The sequence below is a fragment of the Corallococcus sp. Z5C101001 genome (assembly GCF_007352635.1).
Classification (GTDB): Bacteria; Myxococcota; Myxococcia; order Myxococcales; family Myxococcaceae; genus Corallococcus; species Corallococcus silvisoli.
On sequence record NZ_VKLU01000016.1, the window covers coordinates 112,859 to 132,633 of the forward strand.

Below are 19,775 nucleotides of genomic sequence, written 5' to 3' on the forward strand. Positions count from 1 at the left end.
CCTTCAGCGTCGTTCCAGCTCCGCCAGCACCGGCAACTTGAGCAGCCGCTCCACCTGCCACTTCTCCAGCACCCGGCGCCGCAGGATGTCCAGCGCCACCGCCGCGAACACCGCCAGCGCCACCCCGCCCACCACGCCCGCGATGGCGATGAGCTTCGGGTTCGGCTTGGACGGCTTCTCCGGGAAGAGCGCCGGCAACAGCACGCTGTAGCGGTGCTTCATGGACGCCTTCGAAATCTCCAGCTCCGTCTGCGCCTGGTCCAGCCGGCGCAGCTTCTCCTGGTGCCGCATCACCACCATCCGCATCCGGTCCGTGGCCACCGCCACCTCCGGATCATCCGGCGTGCCCAGCAGCGCGCCCGCCAGCGGGCCCCCGGCGCCCAGGCTGGTGCCCTCCGTGGCGGACTCCACGTCCGTGCCGCCCATGCGCAGGTACTCCTGGATGAGCGACTGCTCCTCGGAGCGGAGCGCCGTGAGCTGCGGCGTGTCCTGCTGCATCGCCGCCACGCGCTGCTCCAGGTCGACAATCACCGGGTGCTGGGGCGAGAAGACGACGCGCTGCTCGGCCAGCTGCGCGCGCAGCTCCGTGAGCCGGCGGCCGCGGAACTCCTCCACGTCGCGGATGGCGCGGCGCTTGGCCTGCACCAGGAACTTCAGCTGCGCGAGCGCGTGGTCCGTCTGCAAGAGCGCCTGCCGCGCGCTGGCCTGCTTGGGGTCCGCTTCCTTCTTCTTGCGGCGCGCGTCCGCCTGCTTCACCGCGCGCTCCAGGTCCGCGATGGCCTGCTTGATGTTCGCCGCCTCGTTGGCCACCTGGCCCTGGAGGATGTTGACGGACTCGGAGATGGCGCCCATCTCCGAGTCATGGCGCATGTCGAGGAAGTTCTGCGACGCGGCCTCCACGATGTTGAAGGCCAGCTGCGGGTCGCTCCAGTCCACCCCGATGGTCACCGTGCCGCTGCCGCCCTCCGCCATCACGTTGAGGCTGGTCTCCAGCATCGCGATGAGGGCCTCCTCCTTCTCCTCGTCCGTCATGGGAGGAGGCGCCTTCTTCAGGTACTGCTCCTTCGCGCGGCTCAAGGGGGACCGCATCAGGTCCCAGTACTCGATGAGCTTCGCGTTCTTGACGACGGACTTCAGGTTGCCCCGGCTGAGCACCATCTCCCACGCGGCGCGCGTGGGTTGATCCGCCTCCACCGGGATGGACCGGCCCGGGTTCACCAGCGAGGAGATGATGAGGTTGCGGTACGTCAGCATCCGCGTCTCGACGTGGTACTTGCGCGGCATCAGCTTCGCCGCCACGGAGCCCAGGCCGCTCATCACCGCGATGATGCACAGGCCCAGGAACCAGTGCCGGAGGATCGCCCGGCGCACGAAGCCCAGCCCGTCGAACAGGAAGCCCCAGTCGATGAGGTCCGCCGGCGCGTTCGTCTCTTCGCGCTCGGGGACGTACGCCGGGGGCGGGGCGGGGCGGGGCGTGCGGGGGGCGGGCGTCGTCACGCGCTGCTCCAAGGGGCCGCGGCCTTCAGCACCTGGCGCACGCGCTTCTCCAGCTCCTCGGGCGTGAAGGGCTTGCCCAGGTAGCCGTTGGCGCCGGCCTCCTCCGCGTACGCCTTGTCCTCCGGCAGGTTGCGCGCGCTCACCATCAGCACCGGCACATGCGCGATGGCGGGCGTGCGCCGGATGTGTTCGCACACGTCGTAGCCGGACACGTCCGGCAACGTCAGGTCCAGACACACGAGGTCCGGCGGCGACTGGCCCTGGAGGTACTCCATGGCGGCCTTGCCGTTGGGCTGCTCCACCACGTTCTTCACGCCCATCTGCTGGAGCATGTCACGCAGCATGACGCGGAACATCGGAGAGTCCTCCACGAGGAGGACGGTGAGCTGTTGGAGCTCCATCACGTCAGACGCCTTTCCTTCCCTCACCCGAACCCATACCTGGGCACGAGGACGAGCACGCCGTATGCGTACGCCATGTTGAAGAGTGCCACCCACAGGATGGCCTTCTTCATCCCCCGCCACGGATGCGCATCGCGCGCGGCCGCTCCGGGCAGCGCGATGGTGGCAATGAGGACGGAGAGGAGGATGAGCTTCGCCATGGGGGGAGCCTCAGAGGATACCCGTTTTCTGGACTGTCAGTCCCAACGTCGCGGACCACACCGTGCGGGCCGCCTCCACGTCGGGCGAGCGAGTCCAGGCCGTCCGCGTGTCGACCTCCAGGGTCATCCACCGGGACACCGTCCAGCCAGCGCCCACCCCTCCCACCACCTGCCGGTCTCCCACCGCCCCGCCCACCGCGAACGCCGACCCCGCCGTCCCGGACACCCGGAGGCGCGGGCCCAACGCCCAGGTGCCGTTCAAGGTCAGGTCGGCCCTCGGGTACACCAGCCCTGTCAGCCGGTCCACGAAGGGCGTCACCCGCGCCGCCAGCCGGCCGTTGAAGTCCGCCACCCGTGACGGCACCCGGTGGGACACCGCCAGGGTGAGGTCCGGCAGGAGCTGAAGCGTCGCGGGGGGCGTCACCTCCGGCTCCTCGCCTCCTACCTGTTGGGTCCGCACCCGCCGTCCCCACGCCGGGGTCTGGTCGGGTGGCGGGTCGGTGTCCGCGGGGGCCTCCGTGGCCCGCAGCGAGTACGCCACGCCCACGCCCACGCCCATCTCGAACGACGTGCGCCGGTCCAGCCGCTGCGTCCAGGCGCCGGTGAGCGTCGTCACGGTGGCGTGCGCGCCGGTGGAGAAGCGCGAGTCCGTGAAGCCCACCGTGGTGGCCAGGGTGTGCCGGGGCGCGGGCGTCCAGCCCAGCGACAGCTGCGCGCGCGGGCCGTACTGGAAGGGCACCGCCGCCCGGGCCGTCGCGTCCAGGCCGCCGCTGGCGGAGAAGCCCGCGCTGCCCGACAGCCGCACGCCCCGGCCCAGCCACCCCGTCTCCGCCGCCAGCGTGGTCAGGGACGACAGGAAGAACACCGAATCCGTGCCCTGGGGCAGCGGCTGGATGGGGATGTCCGTCCCCGGGTCCCCCGGCGTGTCGCCGCCCTGGCTCCCGCCCAGGGGCAGGTGGGTGAAGAGGTTCACCTGGCCCAGCACGAACTCCTGGGTGCCGTGCAGGGTGAGGCCGCGCGAGGGCCGCCAGTCGCCCAGCAGGCGCCCCACGTGCTGCACCTCCGTGCGCGGGTTCGTGGTGGCCTCGCGGAAGGAGATGCGCGGCGCGTACTGCACCCGCGCCACCGCGCTGCCGTCGTCGTACTTCAGGCCCACCGTGGGGACGATGTCCATGTCCCCCGCGACGGGCGCGACGGCCGCCCCGGTGGCCTGCGCCTCCATGGAGCGCATGCGGGTGTCCACGCGGGCCGCGGCGTCGTACGTCACGGAGGCGGAGGCCACCTCCAGCCACAGGCTCGCGAGGGCCGCGTCCAGCATCCGGCTACTCCACCACCACCACGTCGCCGGGGCGCAGGCGGAAGGCCGCCGCGCGGCCCTCGCCGCGGATGATGTCCTCGTAGCGCACGCGGATGCGGGTGGGCTGATCCACCTGCGGGTCGTCCCGGCGCAGCACGAAGATGCGGTCGCGGTGGGCGTAGTCGGTGAAGCTGCCCGCGGCCCCCAGCGCCTGGAGCAGCGTCGCGCCCGGGTCCAGCACGTGCGCGCCCACGTTGGCCACCTCTCCCAGCATCGTCACCGACATGGGGCGCGCTTCCTCCAGCGCCACGGTGACGACGGGGTGGTTGATGAAGTCCTTGAGCCGCGTCTGGATCTGCTGCGCCAGCATGGCCGGCGAGTGCCCCGCGGCCTCCACGTCGTCCAGGAAGGTGAGGCTGATGCGGCCGTCCTCGCGCACCTTGGCGCGCGTGGTGAGCGCGTCCTGTCCGAACACGCGCACGTTGAGCACGTCACCGGGGACGATGCGGTAGGCCTCGTCCGACGCGGCGGGCTTCTCCGTGTAGTCGTTCACCCAGGTGTACTGGCCCAGGCCGGTGCACGCGGGGGCGAGCAGGAGCAACCCCGCGCACGCGAGCGCGCGGGAGACGGAGCCGCGGAATCGGGACGGATGGGACGGCATGGCGCTGGAGGTCCTCACGCGGTGGGGGCGGCCGTCACGGCCACTTCGGCGGGAGCCCCATTACCGCGCTGGCGCGCCATGCGCACCACCTGGAGCAGCTCCGCGGGGCGCACGGCGCCGGTGATGAGCACGCCCGCCACGTAGGCGGTCGCCGTCAGCCCCAGGCGAGGCCACGGCGCCACGGTGCCGGACAGGACGCGGTCCAGGGCCACGCACACGGCGCACACCAGGGCCGTCTTCGCCACCATGAGGAGCGAACGCCGGTCGAAGGAGTTCCTTCCCATCCGGCTGAGGAACAGCACCGTGACGATGACCTCCGTGAGGAACATGGACAGCGCGGTGGCGGTGGCGCCGCCGGACGGGCCGATGCGGCCGTACAGCCAGGGGATGAGCGCCAGGTTGAAGAGCGGGTTCACCACCGCGCCCATGGTGGCCGCCAGCGTCACCCACCACTCCTTGTTCGACATGGTGAGCCAGATGCTGCTGACCATGGTGACGTAGGCCATCACGAAGATGGGCGACAGCACGCGCAGGGGCAGCGCCGCGGGTTCGAAGCCGGGGCCGCACATCAGGCGCACCCACAGGTCCGCGCCCAGCACCATGGCCATCATCACCGGCACGGTGAAGGCGAGCACCCCCTCCAGCGAGCGGCGCGTCAGGTGGGACAGCTCCTCCGGGGAGCGGGCCGCGGCGCGCGACATCATGGGCATCAGCACCCAGCCGAAGATGGGGCTGATGAGGAAGGTGAGCCCCGCGATGCTGAACGCACCGCCGTACCAGCCCACCTCCTCCTTCGACGCCAGCTTGCCCAACAGGGACATGTCCGTGCGCCCGTTGCACGCGAGCGCCGCCGCGGTGAGGAAGAACGGCAGGCACGCCTTCATCACCTTCTTCGTGGCGGCGAGGTCGACGCGGAACTTCAGGCCCAGGTGCTCCTTCGCCAGCTTCCAGCTGATGAGGAGCTTCACCGCTTCGGACGCCACCATGGGCACGGCCAGCCACTGCAGGCCCACGCCCAGCGCGGCCATCAGCGCCAGGCCGCCGCCCCATACAATCTTGGTGATGACGTTGGACACCGACAGGCCCGCCACCTTGCCCTTGGAGTGCAGCAGCGCGGCCATGGAGGCGTTGATGACGATGAGCGACTGGGCGAGCGCGAACCACTGCACCAGGTGCTGCACCTCCGGCGGCTCTCCGGTGTGGTGGAGCACCAGCGCCAGCGCCACCATCAGGATGAGCGTCATCCCCAGGCGCAGCAGCATGGTGGTGCCGAAGAAGTCGCTCGCGTGCTCCGGGCGGACGGGCACCTCCTTGCGGATGTACGTCTCCAGGCCCAGGTTGGTCGCGACGAAGAACGTGGCGGCGAAGGCCTCCGACCAGTTGAAGTAGCCGAACGCCTCCGGCCCCAGGTAGCGCGGCATCAGCGCGCGGATGCCCAGCGCGATGGCGTACGTCACCATCAGCGAGCCCCCCAACTGCAGGGTGCTGCGGACCGCGCCGCGCACTTCGTTCGCGCGCGCGCCGTCGTCGGCTTCAGCGGTGGAGGAGGTCTGACTGTTCACGGTCATGGAGACGCGGGCCTTCGAAGGCTGCTTCGCACTCAAGGGGAGGAAGGCCCGCCCCATGGAAAGACAAACGGGCCCGGCGCGTCAACGCCGGGCCCGGAAAGACACCCCCGGTCGCTAGCTTGCTCCGCGGCCGGTGATGACGACCGGCACCGTCTGCAGCAGCAGGCGGAGGTCGCCGGTGAGGCTCCAGTGGTCGATGTACTGCATGTCCAGGTACATCCACTGCTCGAAGGAGATCTGGTTCCGGCCGGACACCTGCCAGATGCAGGTGAGGCCCGGGCGCACCGACAGGCGGCGGCGCTGCCAGGTCTCGTACTTGGCCACCTCGCTGGGCACCGGCGGGCGGGGGCCCACGATGCTCATCTCACCCCGGAGCACGTTGAGGAACTGGGGCAGCTCGTCGATGGAGAACTTGCGGATGAACCGGCCGATGCCGGTGATGCGCGGATCGTTCTTCATCTTGAAGACGGGGCCGGTCTGCTCGTTCTGCGCGGCCAGGCGCTCCTTGAGCTCCTCCGCGTTCACCACCATGGAGCGGAACTTCAGCATGTAGAACGGCTTGCCGTGCTGCCCGGTGCGCAGCTGCTTGAAGAAGATGGGGCCGCGCGAGGTGAGCTTGATGGCCGCCGCCACCACCGCGAACAGCGGCAGGAGCGCCCACAGCGCCACCGCGGACACGGCGATGTCGAACAGGCGCTTCATCGCCATCTGGTGCGGCTTCGGGGCCACCGCGGCGAAGTGCAGGTAGCCGTCCGCCACCGCGCGGGACTCCACCGGGCGCGCGCGGTCCAGGCGGAACGAGTGCGCCGGCAGCGCGAACGGCACGCCGAAGCGCTCGGCCAGCTTGATGGCGGCCTGCATGGACTCGCCCTGCTTGAGCGTGTTGCCCGCGATGTAGACCTCGCTCACCGGCAGCGTCCGCAGCAGGCGCTCCAGCTCGTCCGCGGGCCCCAGCACCCCGGCGGGCAGGCTGTCGCCGGAGGCGTGGTCCTCCGGGAAGCGCACGTAGCCGAGGATCTTGTGGCGGCCCCGCTTGAGCAGGTCCTCGCCGGTGTAGCGGCCCATGGCGCCGGTGCCGACGATGAGCACCTCCTCCGTGGGCGCCTCCTGCGAGGCCACCTGGCGGAAGACGCCCAGGCGCAAGAGCAGCGCCACCGGCCAGAAGATGAACAGCAGCGGCGCCAGGCCCACGTGCGCCGCGGCGGGCATCGCCAGCTCCAGCACCGCCTGCATCGTCACGACGGCCAGCGTGGTGACGGACACCAGCGCCACGTGGTCCAGCTTGCTGCGCTCGGCGAAGCGCGAGTCATACAGACACAGCGCGGTGCCCGTGATGAGCCACACCAGCACGGCGGTGGTCACCATGCCCGGCAGCTCCCAGCCCGGCGGGTACGTCAGCCCTCCGCGCATCCACGCCGAGCCCACCAGCACCGCCACCAGCAACACCACGTCCACGGTGAGGTTCAGCTTCGCCGCGAAGCCAGGAGCCAGGCGCGGCGGGTCGGTGACCTCGGTCGCGGTCATCTTCCCCGTCGCCGGGGAAGCCTTGACCTCGGCACTTGCAGTCGCACTGCTCATCGTGTCCACCCCCCTCTGCTTCGACCCGTCGGGTTTCGCAGAGGATACCGTCAAGGCTAGAAAAGTTTAATCAGGAGGAAATGCAAGACTGCCAAATTGTGCGTCGCGGCGCAACCTGGGTTCAGCAAGAAATACACGACATCAGGTAAATCCTTGAACAACCGCGACAGCCCTATTTTTGCGAGCCTTTCCAGAGATGGTGACGTCGGACCCGGAGAGGGGATCGCCAGGGGTGTGTTGGAGGTCGCGGCCGGCGCTTTGACTGCATGTACGATGCCGGTCTGACAGGTGGTCGCAGGCCCCTTCACCGGGGTGGGTCATGGCGGAAGTCATGAGGGATTCCCAGGGGTTGGGGGTGAAATTCCAGCCGCTCCACGGCGGTGTAGACGTTGCAGCGGCCGTTCCTTGAGAACGCAGCGAGCGTCACGCCGGCACGCAGGGCCAGGTCGATGGCCAGCGAGCTGGCGGCGGAGACGCTGACGACGACGGGGATGCGGGCGCGCGCGGCCTTCTGGACGATCTCGAAGCTGGCGCGGCCACTGACGGCGAGGACGGTGGGGGCGGCGGGGAAGGGCGGGGCGGGCAGCCGGCGAGGGGCGCGCACGGCGCCGGCGAGCACCAGGGCCCCCACCACCTTGTCCACGGCGTTGTGGCGGCCCACGTCCTCGTAGGCGGCGAGCAGCCCGCCGTGGGCGTCGAGCGCGGCGGCGGCGTGGAGGCCCCCGGTGTGTTCGAAAGCGTGCTGGATGGCGCGCAGGCGTTCGGTGGCGCGGGCCACGGTGTGGGCGGAGAGGACGGGGCCGGGCGCGACGGGGGCGCAGGTGGCCATCAGGTCGTCCACGTCGCGGCGGCCGCACACGCCGCAGGCGGAGGTGGTGAGGGTGCCTCGGCGGGTGGCGTCCACGCGCTCCAGGTCGAGCACCGCGCCGGCGGCGGGGACGACCTCCAGCACGTTGCCGTAGCCGTCTTCACCGGGGTGGCCGCAGTGGAAGAGGCTGCCCAGGTCCTCGGCGTCCTGGAGGATGCCCTCGGCGAAGAGGAAGCCCACGGCGAGCTCGCGGTCGTGGCCCGGGGTGCGCATGGTGGTGGCGACGGTGTCGCCGCTCACGCGGATCTCCAGGGGCTCTTCCACGGCGATGCGGTCGTCCTCGGTGGCGCGGAGGGCGTCGCCGTCGAAGCGGCGCACGGCGCGGTGGGTGACGCCGCGCGGCTCGGGGCCCCGCGCGGGCGCGGCGACCGGCTCCGCGGAGACGGGCGGGGCATGGGCGTGCTCGCGCATCCACGCGAGCACGAAGTCCGCGACGGCGCTCGCGTCGGCGGGCAGCCGCTCCAGGTGGGCCAGGGCGGGCGGAGGCGCGGGCGCGTCCGTCACCACGGCGAGCACGCCGGGACGCGAGGCCGCGAGCGGCGCGTCCAGCCCCTCACGCCACACCTCCAGCTTCGGCAGCAGTCCGTCCTTCCAGCCCTCCACGAGCACCAGGTCCACGAGGTCCGCGTAGCGCGCGAGCCGCGCGGAGGACAGGGCCTCCTGGGTCGTGAGCTGCGTGCCGTCCGGCGTGGCGAAGCCCACGAGCACCGCGCCCGCGGCCTGGAGTCGCGCGGTGTCGCTGCCCGGACGGTGGAGCGGATGCGCATCCGACGAGTGCTTCACGCACGCCACCCGAAGGCCTCGCGAGGACAGCGCCCGCACCAGCTGCTCCAGGAGCGTCGTCTTGCCGGCGCCGGACCAGCCGATGATGCCGAGGGCAGGGGGCGGCTTCACGCGGCCCCCACGGCCTGGAAGTCCGGTTGATCAAAGAGCTGCACGTCCACGCACTCGCCCTCGGCGAAGTCGGCGCGGCCCGCGGGCAGCACGGCCCAGCCCCGGGCGGCCACGTTCTGGAGGATCTGCCCCGCGCCCTGTGGCCGCAGCCGGGCCCACGGCTCGGCGCCGCCGTCGCGCGCGTCGAGCGCCGCGACGGTGACGAGGTAGGTGAGCCCCGCCTGCTTGTGACGTCCCTCGGAGAGGCGGGCGCGGGTGACGCGGCGCTGCTCGAGCACGCCCTGGTGCTTGAAGAGCAGGGGCCGCGCGAATTGATCGAACGCGACCGTGGCGGCGCCCGGATTGCCAGGCAGCACCACCACGGCGGTGGTTCCCAGGCGGGCCACGGCCACGGGCTTGCCCGGCTTGAGGGCGACGCCATCCACGACGAAGTGGGCCCCCATCCGGGCGAGCACGCGCTTCACGCAGTCCTTGTCGCCCACGGAGGCGCCGCCGGTGGTGATGAGCACGTCCACCTGGGGGGCCAGCTGCTCCAGCCGCGCGCGCAGCTCGGCCTCGTCGTCGCGCGAGCGGGCCAGCTGCGTGACGTCCGCGCCGGCCTCGCGCGCGAGCGCGGCCACGAGGATGCGGTTGCTTTCGAAGACCTGGTGCGGCTGCGCGGGCTGCCCCGGAGGCACGAGCTCATCCCCGGTGGCGATGACGGCGACGCGCGGCGCGGGGCGCACCAGCGCGGTGGCCTCCCCCAGGGACGCGAGCACGCCCAGCACGGTGGCGTCCACGCGCTGTCCGGCGGAGAACAGCGGCGCGCCGGACCTGACCTCCTCACCGGCGCGGCGCAGGTCATGGCCGGGCTCGACGTGGAGGAAGAGGTCCACGTGGGCGCCGTCATCGGTGGCGCGCGCGGCCTCCTGGCGGATGACGGCGTCGGCGCCGGGAGGGAGCGGGGCGCCCGTGAAGATGCGCGCGGCCTCGCCGGGCTGGAGGGCGCGGCGGGGGAGGTGGCCCGCGTAGACGGTGTCGACGACGCGCAGGCGCGCGGGACGGTCGCGGTTGGCGCCCCGGGTCTCCTCGGCGCGCACGGCCCACCCGTCCATGGCGGAGTTGTCGCAGCCGGGCAGCGCGCGCGAGGCCGCGATGCGGGTGGCGAGGAACCGTCCATGGGCTTCCATCAATGGAAGATGTGCGGGCGCCGCGGGCGCGATGGCTTCGAGTGCGGCCATTCGCGCGGCGGAGAGGGGAGTCAGCGGCATGCGTCCAGAGAGGGGAGGCGGAACTCTACGACGTGGGGCGCGGCCCTTGTCCACGGCGAGCGTGGGATTCGCGGCTGCTCCCTCCCCCCAGGACCTGGCGAAATCCCAGGAGTGGCGTGTTTTCTTGGAGGTTGGGACAGGGAGTGCACGAAGGGAAAGCTGTGTAGGGTCCCGCGGACATGGACGGATCCGCGACCTTTCCCGACGTGACGCTGGCCATCCTGGCGGGGGGGCAGGGGACCCGGCTGGGTGGGGCCGCGAAGGGACTGCTGACCGTGGAGGGGCGCACGACTCTTGAACGGCTGCTGGCGCTGGGGTCGCATTTCGCGGACGTGGTGTTGGTGGCGAACGCACCGGAGCCCTACGCGCGCTTCGGGGCGCGCACGGTGGCGGACGCGGTGAAGGGGAAGGGCGCACCCGGCGGTGTCCACGCGGCCTTGGGCGCGGCGCGCACGCCGTGGGTGTTCGCGGTGGCGTGCGACATGCCGTTCGTCACGGAGGCCGCGGCGCGGGTCGTGCTGGACGCGCGAGCGGAGGACGTGGACGCGGTGTGCTTCGAGCGCGAGGGACGCTGGGAGCCGCTGCTCGCGGCGTACCGCGCGGGGCTGGTGGCGCGGTGGGGCGAGGCGCTGGCGGAGGACCCGTCGATGCGGCGCGTGCTCCTGCGCTTCCGCACCCGGACGTTGCCCGAGGCCGCGTTGCGCGCGGTGGATCCACAGCTGCGTGCGCTGGCGAATGTGAACACGCCGGAGGACCTGGTGCGCTACGGCGTGACGTTGCCGGCGCGCTGAGTGGCTGTTGGCGGACGGAGGGCGAGTGACGGTGGAACCTCGCCGGGACGCGGGGCTGCTGCTGGCGGACGGAAGTGTCGCGCGGAGCGCCGCGCGACGCCGTGACGTCGCGGCAACATGGCGCCATCACGACGGTTCCGGCGGCGTCACCATGAAGCGCGCATAGGGGGCGTCCGGCCGGGGCGCGCGCTCCGGCGCTCCCTGCCCCAGCACGGGCAACGGGAAGCTCAGCGGCCTTCCATCCGAAGCCTCCGTGTTCCCCTCCACCTGCGCCGCGCCCAGCCCCTGGCGCTGGCCCTGGAACGTCGCCTGCGGATCCCTCGCGGAGACCCGGCCCGCCTGGATGATGCCGAACCTCGCGGCCACCGCGCCGACCGTGGACAGCACGTCCGCCGTCACCTGCTTCCACCGCGCGCGTCCCGGCAGCACGTCCACCCCCAGCCCCGCCAGCGAGCACGTCCGCGACAGCGCCCACAGCGCTCCCGACGCGCCCCCGCGCAGCGGCCTGCCCACCTCCACCACCCGCCGCGCCTCCAGCTCCACCGCCTCGCGGGTGAACGCCTCCGCCACCTTGCCCGCCACCCGGAAGCGGCGCAGCACCCGCTCCTCCGCTTCCGTGTGCGGGAACAGCGACAGCAGGCTCCCGGCGCTCGCCGTCGCGGAGGCCATGAAGAACAGCGGCAACACCCGGCCCACCTGCTGCCACAGCGGCACCGCGGTGTTGCTCACCAGCACCGCCGTGTAGCCCGCGAGCGGCAGGCCCAACGCCGCGCCCACCGCGCCCGCCGCGCGCCCCAGGCTCCCCCACGCGCCCGGCCGTCGCCGCAGCGCCAGCGCCGCCGTGTTCGCCGCCCCCGAGCCCGCCAGCACCCACGACCCCATGCTCATGGGCGACGTGGGCCGGAACACCCTCAGCATGTTCAGGAAGCGCGACGGACGGCCCAGGTCGTGGATCAACAGCCCCGCGCTCACCAGGTCCCCCGCCGTGGCCACCGTGTGGCAGCGCCCCGCCAGCCGCTCCAGCCGCCGTCCCCCCAGGTGCTCCAGCGCCGCGCCGAGCACGCTCGCCGCGCCCGCCACCCCGCCCACGTAGAAGTACGCGGGGACGGACCAGATCCACAGCGGCTCCTTCAACACGGGCAGGCCGTAGTAACTCGGGGCCTCGGCGCTGTCCGGCCCCGACCGCGAGGGCACCGTGGCCAGCACCTCCGGCCCTGGCTTCGGCGGCTCCGGATCCTTCACCCGCTGCTGGGCCCCCTCGCCTTCGAGGATGCCCGCGCGCGGGTCGATGTTCCGCCCGTCCGCCTTGCGTTGCAGCCGGTCCAGCAGCGTGTCGTCGCTCATCCGCGCCCCTCCCGCCCGAACACCGCCGCGCCCACCGCCACCGCGACCATCCCCACCGCGCCCGCCGCCACGGAGGCCCAGGCGCGCAGCGCCTTCTTCGTCGGCACCACCGGATCCGGCGGCAGGTTGTAGACCTCCGGCTTGTCCAGCAGCAGGAAGAACGCGTTGAGCCCACCGGTCCCGGGCTGGCTCTCCGCGTCCTTGCCGTACAGGTACGCGTCCGTCACGCCCCGGCCATGCAGCGCGCGCACCCGCGACTCCGCCCGCGCGTGCAGTTCGTCCAGGTCGCCGTACTGGATGGACGCCGTGGGGCACGCCTTCGCGCACGCGGGCGTCTGGTCGTCGCCGATGCGGTCGTAGCAGAGCGTGCACTTCCACGCGCGCCCGTCATCCTCGCGCCGGTCCACCACGCCGAACGGACACGCGGACACGCAGTAGCCGCAGCCGTTGCACACGTCCGGCTGCACGTACACGGTGTCGAACTCTGTCCGCACGATGGCGCCCGTGGGACACGCCTCCAGGCACGCCGCGCGCTGGCAGTGCTTGCACACGTCCGACATCATCAGCCACGAGAAGTCCCCCGCGCCCGACGTCTGCCCCTGCAGCGGTGCGGGCCGCTCCACGAACGCCACGTGCCGCCACGTCGACGCACCCAGGTGCGCCGTCTGGTCGTACGACATGCCCGTGAAGTGGAAGCCGTCGTCCGGGAGCTGGTTCCACTGCTTGCACGCGACCTCGCACGCCTTGCAGCCGATGCAGAGCGTCGTGTCCGTGAAGAACCCCTTGCGGCTGCCCATACGCCTACTCCTTCTCCCCGGGTTCCTGTGCTTCCGAGTGGTCCACCGGGCCCGGTGGTGACACGTCGCGCGGCACCTCCGGCACCGTGAGCGGCGGCGGCCGTGCCCCCGCCGCGGCCCGCTCACCCGTGCGCAGCCGCCCCGCCTTCAGGTCCGCCGTGAACACCTTCGACTCCTGGATGTCCACGTTCTGATCCGCGACGAAGGACGTCAGCTCGTTGGCCGCGTCGCCCCGCACGCGCCCGGTGACGCCCCAGTGGTACGGCAGGCCAATCTGGTGCACCCACGCCCCCTTCACCCGCAGCGGGCGGAGGCGCTCGGTCACCAGCGCCCGGCACTCGATGTCCCCTCGCGCCGTGAGGAGCGTGCACCAGCCCCCGTTCGCCAGCCCCTTCTCCCGCGCCAGCTCCGGGGAGATTTCACAGAACATCTCCGGCTGCAGCTCGCTCAGCCACGACAGCCAGCGCGACATGCCGCCCGCGGTGTGGTGCTCGGTGAGCCGGTACGTCGTGACCAGATAGGGGTAGCGCGGGTCGCCCCAGGCCCGGTGGTAGGGGTTGTCCCCGCGCCTCCACTCCTCGCGCGTGGGGCTGCACTGCTGCGCATGGAGCGGGTTGGGCACCACCGACTCCATGGGCTCGTAGTGCGTGGGCAGCGGCCCGTCCATCAGCCCGCTGGGCGCGAAGAGCCAGCCCTTGCCGTCCGCCTGCATCAGGAAGGGATCATTCCCCGCGAGGGTCGCGAGCCCCGTCGCGCCCTCGGGCGGCCGGTACTCCGGGGGCCGGTCCGCGATGAAGTCCGGCACGTCCTCGCCCGTCCACCTCCGCGCCTCCGCGTCCCACCACACGTAGCGCTTGCGCTCGCTCCACGGCTTGCCATCCACGTCCGCCGACGCGCGGTTGTAGAGCAGCCTCCGGTTGGCGGGCCACGCCCAGCCCCACTCGGGCGCCACCCACGTCTGCTCCTGTCCGGGCCTGCGTCGCGCGGGCTGGTTGACGCCGTCCTGGTAGCAGCCGGAGTAGATCCAACAGCCGCACGCCGTGGAGCCGTCGTCCTTCAGCGCCATGAAGCCGTCCACCGGCTGGCCGTCCGCCACCGTGTACCCGTTGATCTCCTTCAGCACCGCCTCCGCGGAGGGTTCCGCGTGCGGCCCCCGCGTGGGGTAGTCCCACGTCAGGTCCAGCAGCGGCGCGTCCTTGGGGTCCGTGGAGCCCGCGTGGAGCCGCCGCAGCTTGAGGCCCAGGTGATAGGCGAAGTGCAGCTCGCTGCGCGTGTCCCCCGCCGGCTCCACCGCCTTGTGGTGCCATTGCAGCAGCCGCTGCGTGTTGGTGAAGCTGCCGTCCTTCTCCGTGTGCGCGGCGGCTGGGAAGAAGAACACCTCCGTCTGGATGTCCTCCGTGCGCACCTGCCCGGCCTGGATTTCAGGCGCCGTGCGCCAGAACTCCGCGGTCTCGATGAGGGTGAAGTCGCGCACCACCAGCCAGTCCAGCTGGCGCAGCCCCTTGCGCTGGAGCGCCCCGTTCATGCTGCCCACGGCCGGGTTCTCCCCCATGACGAAGTAGCCCTGGAGCTTCCCGTCCGCCATGTCCGCCACCGTCTGCATGTGCGAGTGGTTTCCCGTCAGCCGGGGCAGGTGGGCGAAGAGGTAGTCATTGGCCCGCGTGGCCTTGTCTCCGAACCACGCCTTGAGCAGCGACACGGCGTACTTGGGGAACTCGCTCAACCAGCCGCCGCCGGACGTGTTGTCGCGGAGGTACTGCTCCAGCCGGTCCTGGGGTTGCGCGCGCGGCATGGGCAGGTAGCCGGGCAGCAGGTTGTAGAGCGTGGGGATGTCCGTGGAGCCCTGGATGGACGCGTGCCCGCGCAGCGCGAGGATGCCGCCTCCGGGCCGGCCGATGTTGCCCAGGAGCAGCTGGAGGATGGCCGCGGCGCGGATGTACTGCACGCCCACCGAGTGCTGCGTCCAGCCCACCGCGTAGCAGAACGCGCTGGTGCGCTCGGGGTTGGAGTTGGCGCACAGCGTCTCCGCCACCTGGAGGAACAGCGCTTCCGGCACGCCGCACACCTGCGACACCACCTTGGGCGTGTAGCGGGAGAAGTGGCGCTTGAGCAGCTGGAACACGCACCGGGGATGCTGGAGCGTGGGGTCCTGGTGCTCGTCGCTCGGCGCCCCCCGGTGCTCATCCCCGCCGCCGCCCGCGCCCGGTTCGTCCGTCAGCTCCTTGTGGCCCGCCGCGGGCACCACGCCCTCCGCGCCCTGGTACTGCCAGGAGAGCGGGTCGTAGCGGTTGTCCTTCGGCTGGAAGCCGCTGAAGAGGCCCTCCAGGTCCTCCGTGTCCAGGAAGTCCTCGCGGATGAGCGTGGCCGCGTTGGTGTATTGCACGACGTAGTCGCGGAAGTAGCGCTCGTGCTCCAGCACGTAGTGGATGAGCCCGCCCAGGAACGCGATGTCGGAGCCCACCCGGATGGGCGCGTACAGGTCCGACACCGCGCTGGTGCGCGTGTAGCGCGGATCCACGTGGATGACCTTGGCGCCCCGGGCCTTCGCCTCCATCACCCACTGGAAGCCCACCGGATGGCACTCGGCCATGTTGGACCCCTGGATGAGGATGCAGTCCGAGTGCTGCAGGTCCTGCTGGAACGTCGTGGCGCCCCCGCGGCCGAACGTGATGCCCAGACCGGGCACCGTGGACGCGTGTCATATTCGCGCCTGGTTCTCCACCTGCACGACGCCCAGCGCGCTGAACAGCTTCTTGAGCAGGTAGTTCTCCTCGTTGTCCAGCGTCGCCCCTCCCAGGTGCGCCATCCCCAGCGTCCGGTTCAACCGCTGGCCCTTCGCGTCCGTCAGCTCGAACGTCGCGTCGCGCGTGCGCTTCACGCGCTCCGCCACCCGGTCCATCGCCTCTTCCAGCGGGATGGGTTCCCACCGCGTCCCGCCGGGGCGGCGGTAGAGCACCTGCTGGACGCGCTGCGTGCCCGTGACGAGCTGGAAGGTGGCGGCCCCCTTGGGACACAGGCGCCCCCGGGAGATGGGCGAATGCGGGTCGCCCTCGATGTCGAGGATGCGCCCTCCGCGCACGTGGACCTCCTGGCCACAGCCCACCGCGCAGTACGGGCAGATGGACTTGACCACGGTGTCCGCGGACTTCGTGCGCGGCTCCAGCGCGCGGCTGCGCGCGGACATCGCCGTGTCCCCCAGCGCCCGGCCGTCCCCCCGGGCGAGCTGCCGCAGCACGGGCCAAGCGTTCAACAGCTCACGGAACTTCAAGGCCGCTCCTCCGGGAGATGCGCGGTCCACCGCGCGTCCCCAAGATGGGGACGCGCGAGGGCGGGGACCAGTGCCGGGGAGGCCCGGGCTTCCGTCCAGCAACCCCTAGGAACGAGCCGGCGGGCAGGCATGAGCGTGCGCGCCCCCAAGAGGCGGAGCGGAAATGCCGGGCGTGTCGGGGAGCGAGTGGAGACCCGCATGACAGACAGGACCCCCCTCATCTTGCTGATTGAAGACGAGGAAGACATCCGTGACGCGGTCGCGACATTGCTGGAGATGGAGGGCTACCGCGTCGCGCAGTGCGTGCACGGCGAGGACGCGTGGTCGTGGCTCCAATCCCACCCGCGTCCGTCGCTGGTGCTGCTGGACCTGATGATGCCGGTGATGGATGGCCAGGCGTTCCTCCTGCGGTTGTCCCAGGAGCACCTGCTGCGGGGCGTGCCCATCATCGTGCTCTCCGGCAGCCCCTTCCGGCCGCCGGGCGCGGTGGCCTACCTGCGCAAGCCGGTGGCGGTGGATCCACTGCTGGAAGCAGTGCGCCACTTCCTGCCGTCATCCGAGGAAGGACCGGAAGGACCTCACACGTCGTGAAACATGTGTCGCGAGGGGCGCTCCGAGCCCATCAGGGACTCGCGGTGGGGCGTGACCTGTGGAATCCTCGTGGCCCGTCAGGTTCCCGCCTGGTGGATTCCCCCAATCAAAGGACGACGCTAATGCCTCCTGGCATGCTGGAACTTCCCGAGGACGTCGCCCGCGACCTGGAAGCGCGCCTTGCCGCGACCACGTCGGAGGACACGAGCCGGGGTCTGTTCTTCCTGGGCGTGCTGGACGCGGTGCGCTTTCTGGGCGGACCCCAGGCGGTGGCGCGCTGTCTGGAGCAGGTGGGCGAAACCGCCGACTTCCTGCCCATGCAGACCTATCCCTTCCCGCGCTTCCTGCGGCTGTCGTACGTGGCGGCCGAACAGCTGTCGCCGCTCGTCGGAGGCCATGAGGCGGCGCAGCGGCAGATTGGCACGCAGGCGATGCTGGACTTCCTCAACTCCATGTTCGCGCGCGACTTCGTGCAGCAGGCGGGAGGCGACCCGAAGCGGCTGCTGGAGCTGATGCACTCCGGTTACCGCACGGCGCTGAACTTCGGCGAGCGCACCGTGGAGTGGACGGGCCCCACGTCGGGCCGGGTCGTGATGAAGCGCTCGTTGATGCCGGTGCCGTACAACGAGGGCATCCTCCAGTCCGCGCTGGAGGTGACGGGCGTGCATGACGTGCAGGTGCGCGGCAAGGCGCAGTCGCTGGTGGACGCCATCTACGAAGTCTCCTGGTCGTGAGCCGCGCGAGCCCCCCGCCCTCCTGGAGGGCACGGGGGCCGGTGGCGCTCGCCGTCGCGCGCGGGGCTCAGGCCAGGGCGCGGCGCACGAGGCGGTAGGTGCCCTCGGTGGTGGTGCCGTAGACGAGGTGGGCGGCCAGCGCGCTCAGGTGTGACTTCGCCGGGACCTTGTGGGGCGGCGGGGCGAGGCGCAGGAGCGGCACCGCCAGCTCGTCGCCGAAGAGGAAGAGGCCCAGGCCGAAGCCCACGCCGAACAGCTTCCCCGCCAGCGGCGCGCGGCCGTGCAGGGCGCCGTGAAGGGCCCCCCACAGCGTGCCGTAGCCCCAGTGCACGGCGTTGCCCGCGGCCTTCTTCCGTTCGCCCTCCAGGTGCACACCCACGGGCTCCGCCAGCTTGCGCGCGGCCACCTCCGTGGCGGGCTCCCGCGCGGATGACTGTGAGCTGTCCTCGTCCTTCGACTTGCTCCACTTCGCGATGAGCGCCTGTGACTGGTTCATCGCGAAGGTGCCCACGGCGCCGCCCACCGCGCCCATGAGGACGTCCTTCCAGATTGAGCGCCGCTCCTCGCGGGCGAACGGAGGGAGGCGGTTCCAGCGGATCATGGGCGGTCCTTTCGGTGTCGGGGGGGACGGCTTCAGCCAGACGCGGTGCTCCGTCCGGCCCTGTCCTCCGGCGGTGGAGGGCGGGGGCTGTGCGTGCTCCCTGGTCCATAGGGTGGGGTGGCCCCGGGCCGGGTGCATGGCGGAGAGAGGGAGGGCGAGGCCCGCCTCGACCCTGGCATGAGGGGCGGCCGGGCGGGCGGGCCCCCTGCTGGACGGCTTTTCCGGAGGCTCGCGGCGTGCCGGGGCTCTCTGGAGGGCCCACCTGTGAAGGAGGGGGGCGAAAGCGCATGGCACGTCGCGAGGACTTGAGGGGACAGGTGGCCATCGTCACCGGCGCATCGAGTGGCGTGGGCTGGCAGTCCGCGGTGCGGCTGGCGGAGGCCGGGGTGAGGCTGTGCGTCACCGCGAGGCGGCAGGCGGCGCTGGAGGCCTTGCGCGTGGAGGTGCTCCAGCGCGGCGGCGAGTGTCTGGTGTCCGAGGGCGACGTGACGGTGGCGGAGGACGTGGAGCGGGTGGTGCGCGAGTGCGTGGCGCACTACGGCCGCGTGGACCTGCTGGTGAACGCGGCGGCGGTGCGGTCGTACGGCTTCTTCGACCAGCTCCCCTGGGAGCACCTCACGCGCGTGTTCGACGTGGCGTGCTTCGGCGCCTTCCGCTTCGCCCGGGCGGTGCTGCCGCACTTCCGCGCGCGCGGGCACGGCCATGTGCTCAACGTGCAGTGCCTGCTGTCGTCGGGGGCGGCGCCGCTCCTGTCGGCATCCGCGGCCGCGAAGCACGCGACGCTGGGGTGGGCGCGGGCGCTGGAGGTGGAACTGGCCGGCACGGGCATCCACGTGTCCAACGTGCTGGCGCCGTCCCTGGACACGCCCCTGTTCGACCACGCGGCGACGACGCTGGGACGCATGCCCGCGCCGCTGCCGCCCACGTACGACGTGGACCGGGTGGCCAGGGCGGTGGTGCGGAGGGCGCGGCGTCCAGGCCGCGCGTCGGTGCCGGTGTTCTTCCTGGGGCGATGGATGCCGTGGCTCGACCGGCTGGCGCCGTCGGTGGGCAGGGCGGTGCTGGGCCGCTTCGGCGCGCGGCCCCGGATGACGCGCGCGCCGCCGCACCGGCCCGAGGGCAACCTCTTCTTCCCCATGGAGGAAGGGGTGGGGCCTCGGGGCAGCGTCCCTCCGACGCCCGCGTGGCTGCGCTTCACGGCGACGCTGGGGCTGGCGGTGCTGACGGGCGGTGCGGTGCTGGGCGCGCGGAGCCTGGCCCGCGTCGCGCGCTGAGGCCGGGGCGCGATCAGGAATTCCAGCGCGGTCAAAGGAAGGGGCTGTCTGGGCGAAGTGTCAGGCGGCGGCAAAACATCCTCGCGTTGCGGCGCTCTTTGATTAGAAGAGGCGTCGCATGCGTACCGGGAAGGGTCGGCCGGGCGCGAACGTGAGGAGCA

Annotated in this window: 17 protein-coding genes and 1 pseudogene; 4 read left to right on the plus strand and 14 right to left on the minus strand. The window is 71.9% G+C overall.

Translation table 11 applies throughout. The features are described 5' to 3' along the window. Window positions 1-3: 3 nt before the first annotated feature. The 10 genes and pseudogenes from epsV to glp all read right to left on the minus strand — a co-directional run bounded on the left by epsV (window position 4) and on the right by glp (window position 10,214). On the minus strand, window positions 4-1,497 hold the full coding sequence (gene epsV, locus FOF48_RS31085) for a PCP family exopolysaccharide biosynthesis protein EpsV (protein WP_143907625.1): 1,494 nt from the start codon (window positions 1,495-1,497) through the stop codon (window positions 4-6). Continuing rightward, window positions 1,494-1,898, minus strand: coding sequence for an exopolysaccharide biosynthesis response regulator EpsW (epsW, locus tag FOF48_RS31090; RefSeq protein ID WP_143907802.1), 405 nt, complete (start codon window positions 1,896-1,898; stop codon window positions 1,494-1,496). Before epsW ends, epsV begins: the two co-directional genes overlap by 4 nt. Before the next feature lie 23 nt (window positions 1,899-1,921). After that, complete coding sequence (locus FOF48_RS36625; RefSeq protein WP_167508149.1) at window positions 1,922-2,098, minus strand: hypothetical protein; 177 nt, start codon at window positions 2,096-2,098, stop codon at window positions 1,922-1,924. Window positions 2,099-2,108: 10 nt separating this feature from the next. Further along, complete coding sequence (gene epsX, locus FOF48_RS31095) at window positions 2,109-3,416, minus strand: exopolysaccharide export protein EpsX (RefSeq protein ID WP_143907626.1); 1,308 nt, start codon at window positions 3,414-3,416, stop codon at window positions 2,109-2,111. Between the two features lie 4 nt (window positions 3,417-3,420). Next, on the minus strand, window positions 3,421-4,056 hold the full coding sequence (gene epsY / locus FOF48_RS31100) for an exopolysaccharide export protein EpsY (protein ID WP_143907628.1): 636 nt from the start codon (window positions 4,054-4,056) through the stop codon (window positions 3,421-3,423). 14 nt (window positions 4,057-4,070) lie between these two features. After that, window positions 4,071-5,624 (minus strand): exopolysaccharide biosynthesis flippase, encoded by a 1,554-nt coding sequence (gene wzx / locus FOF48_RS31105; protein ID WP_201756460.1) that lies wholly within the window; start codon window positions 5,622-5,624, stop codon window positions 4,071-4,073. Between the two features lie 114 nt (window positions 5,625-5,738). Beyond that, entirely contained in the window at window positions 5,739-7,148 is a 1,410-nt protein-coding gene (gene epsZ / locus FOF48_RS31110; RefSeq protein WP_235685913.1) for an exopolysaccharide biosynthesis polyisoprenyl-phosphate hexose-1-phosphate transferase EpsZ, read from the minus strand. Between the two features lie 358 nt (window positions 7,149-7,506). Continuing rightward, on the minus strand, window positions 7,507-8,481 hold the full coding sequence (gene fdhD / locus FOF48_RS37350; RefSeq protein WP_370456616.1) for a formate dehydrogenase accessory sulfurtransferase FdhD: 975 nt from the start codon (window positions 8,479-8,481) through the stop codon (window positions 7,507-7,509). A 24-nt stretch (window positions 8,482-8,505) separates the two neighbouring features. Beyond that, a pseudogene (gene mobB / locus FOF48_RS37355) lies at window positions 8,506-8,964 on the minus strand (molybdopterin-guanine dinucleotide biosynthesis protein B); the annotation flags it as partial. Further along, window positions 8,961-10,214 carry a gephyrin-like molybdotransferase Glp gene (gene glp / locus FOF48_RS31120; RefSeq protein WP_143907633.1) on the minus strand — a complete coding sequence of 418 codons (1,254 nt, stop codon included), beginning with the start codon at window positions 10,212-10,214 and terminating at the stop codon, window positions 8,961-8,963. The gene glp and the pseudogene mobB, both read right to left, overlap by 4 nt. Before the next feature lie 179 nt (window positions 10,215-10,393). Between glp and FOF48_RS31125 the strand changes: the two genes are divergently transcribed. Further along, a complete protein-coding gene (locus FOF48_RS31125; protein ID WP_143907635.1) occupies window positions 10,394-11,005 on the plus strand; it encodes a molybdenum cofactor guanylyltransferase in 612 nt (203 codons plus the stop codon). A gap of 126 nt (window positions 11,006-11,131) precedes the next feature. On the opposite strand, the gene nrfD is transcribed toward FOF48_RS31125, so the two are convergent. Genes nrfD through fdh form a run of 3 tightly spaced genes read right to left on the minus strand, consistent with a single transcriptional unit; the run spans window position 11,132 to window position 16,414 of the window. Then, the gene (nrfD, locus tag FOF48_RS31130) at window positions 11,132-12,349 is read right to left on the minus strand and encodes an NrfD/PsrC family molybdoenzyme membrane anchor subunit (protein WP_143907637.1); all 1,218 of its coding nucleotides are present in this window, start codon (window positions 12,347-12,349) and stop codon (window positions 11,132-11,134) included. Continuing rightward, window positions 12,346-13,146: a 4Fe-4S dicluster domain-containing protein gene (locus tag FOF48_RS31135; RefSeq protein WP_186002144.1), complete on the minus strand. Its 801-nt coding sequence runs from the start codon at window positions 13,144-13,146 to the stop codon at window positions 12,346-12,348. Before FOF48_RS31135 ends, nrfD begins: the two co-directional genes overlap by 4 nt. 4 nt (window positions 13,147-13,150) lie before the next feature. Next, a complete protein-coding gene (fdh, locus tag FOF48_RS31140; RefSeq protein ID WP_255442873.1) occupies window positions 13,151-16,414 on the minus strand; it encodes a formate dehydrogenase in 3,264 nt (1,087 codons plus the stop codon). 198 nt (window positions 16,415-16,612) lie between these two features. Between fdh and FOF48_RS31150 the strand changes: the two genes are divergently transcribed. Both FOF48_RS31150 and FOF48_RS31155 read left to right on the plus strand, forming a co-directional pair. Then, window positions 16,613-17,005 carry a response regulator gene (locus FOF48_RS31150; protein ID WP_161666308.1) on the plus strand — a complete coding sequence of 131 codons (393 nt, stop codon included), beginning with the start codon at window positions 16,613-16,615 and terminating at the stop codon, window positions 17,003-17,005. A 134-nt stretch (window positions 17,006-17,139) separates the two neighbouring features. Next, window positions 17,140-17,739 carry a DUF2378 family protein gene (locus FOF48_RS31155; RefSeq protein WP_161666307.1) on the plus strand — a complete coding sequence of 200 codons (600 nt, stop codon included), beginning with the start codon at window positions 17,140-17,142 and terminating at the stop codon, window positions 17,737-17,739. Between the two features lie 67 nt (window positions 17,740-17,806). On the opposite strand, the gene FOF48_RS31160 is transcribed toward FOF48_RS31155, so the two are convergent. After that, on the minus strand, window positions 17,807-18,340 hold the full coding sequence (locus FOF48_RS31160; RefSeq protein WP_161666306.1) for a DUF1440 domain-containing protein: 534 nt from the start codon (window positions 18,338-18,340) through the stop codon (window positions 17,807-17,809). 287 nt (window positions 18,341-18,627) lie between these two features. Between FOF48_RS31160 and FOF48_RS31165 the strand changes: the two genes are divergently transcribed. Beyond that, window positions 18,628-19,614, plus strand: coding sequence for an SDR family oxidoreductase (locus tag FOF48_RS31165; protein WP_143907644.1), 987 nt, complete (start codon window positions 18,628-18,630; stop codon window positions 19,612-19,614). Window positions 19,615-19,775 lie beyond the last annotated feature (161 nt).

Bases quoted from the DNA above. Each gene is read 5' to 3' on its own strand.
- FOF48_RS31150 (WP_161666308.1), top strand. From the start codon at position 16,613: ATGACAGACAGGACCCCCCTCATCTTGCTGATTGAAGACGAGGAAGAC.
- FOF48_RS36625 (WP_167508149.1), bottom strand. From the start codon at position 2,098: ATGGCGAAGCTCATCCTCCTCTCCGTCCTCATTGCCACCATCGCGCTG.
- nrfD (WP_143907637.1), bottom strand. From the start codon at position 12,349: ATGAGCGACGACACGCTGCTGGACCGGCTGCAACGCAAGGCGGACGGG.
- FOF48_RS31125 (WP_143907635.1), top strand. From the start codon at position 10,394: ATGGACGGATCCGCGACCTTTCCCGACGTGACGCTGGCCATCCTGGCG.
- FOF48_RS31155 (WP_161666307.1), top strand. From the start codon at position 17,140: ATGCTGGAACTTCCCGAGGACGTCGCCCGCGACCTGGAAGCGCGCCTT.
- epsY (WP_143907628.1), bottom strand. From the start codon at position 4,056: ATGCCGTCCCATCCGTCCCGATTCCGCGGCTCCGTCTCCCGCGCGCTC.
- FOF48_RS31135 (WP_186002144.1), bottom strand. From the start codon at position 13,146: ATGGGCAGCCGCAAGGGGTTCTTCACGGACACGACGCTCTGCATCGGC.
- epsZ (WP_235685913.1), bottom strand. From the start codon at position 7,148: ATGACCGCGACCGAGGTCACCGACCCGCCGCGCCTGGCTCCTGGCTTC.
- wzx (WP_201756460.1), bottom strand. From the start codon at position 5,624: ATGACCGTGAACAGTCAGACCTCCTCCACCGCTGAAGCCGACGACGGC.
- FOF48_RS31160 (WP_161666306.1), bottom strand. From the start codon at position 18,340: ATGATCCGCTGGAACCGCCTCCCTCCGTTCGCCCGCGAGGAGCGGCGC.
- epsW (WP_143907802.1), bottom strand. From the start codon at position 1,898: ATGGAGCTCCAACAGCTCACCGTCCTCCTCGTGGAGGACTCTCCGATG.
- glp (WP_143907633.1), bottom strand. From the start codon at position 10,214: ATGCCGCTGACTCCCCTCTCCGCCGCGCGAATGGCCGCACTCGAAGCC.
- fdhD (WP_370456616.1), bottom strand. From the start codon at position 8,481: ATGCGCGAGCACGCCCATGCCCCGCCCGTCTCCGCGGAGCCGGTCGCC.
- epsX (WP_143907626.1), bottom strand. From the start codon at position 3,416: ATGCTGGACGCGGCCCTCGCGAGCCTGTGGCTGGAGGTGGCCTCCGCC.
- FOF48_RS31165 (WP_143907644.1), top strand. From the start codon at position 18,628: ATGGCACGTCGCGAGGACTTGAGGGGACAGGTGGCCATCGTCACCGGC.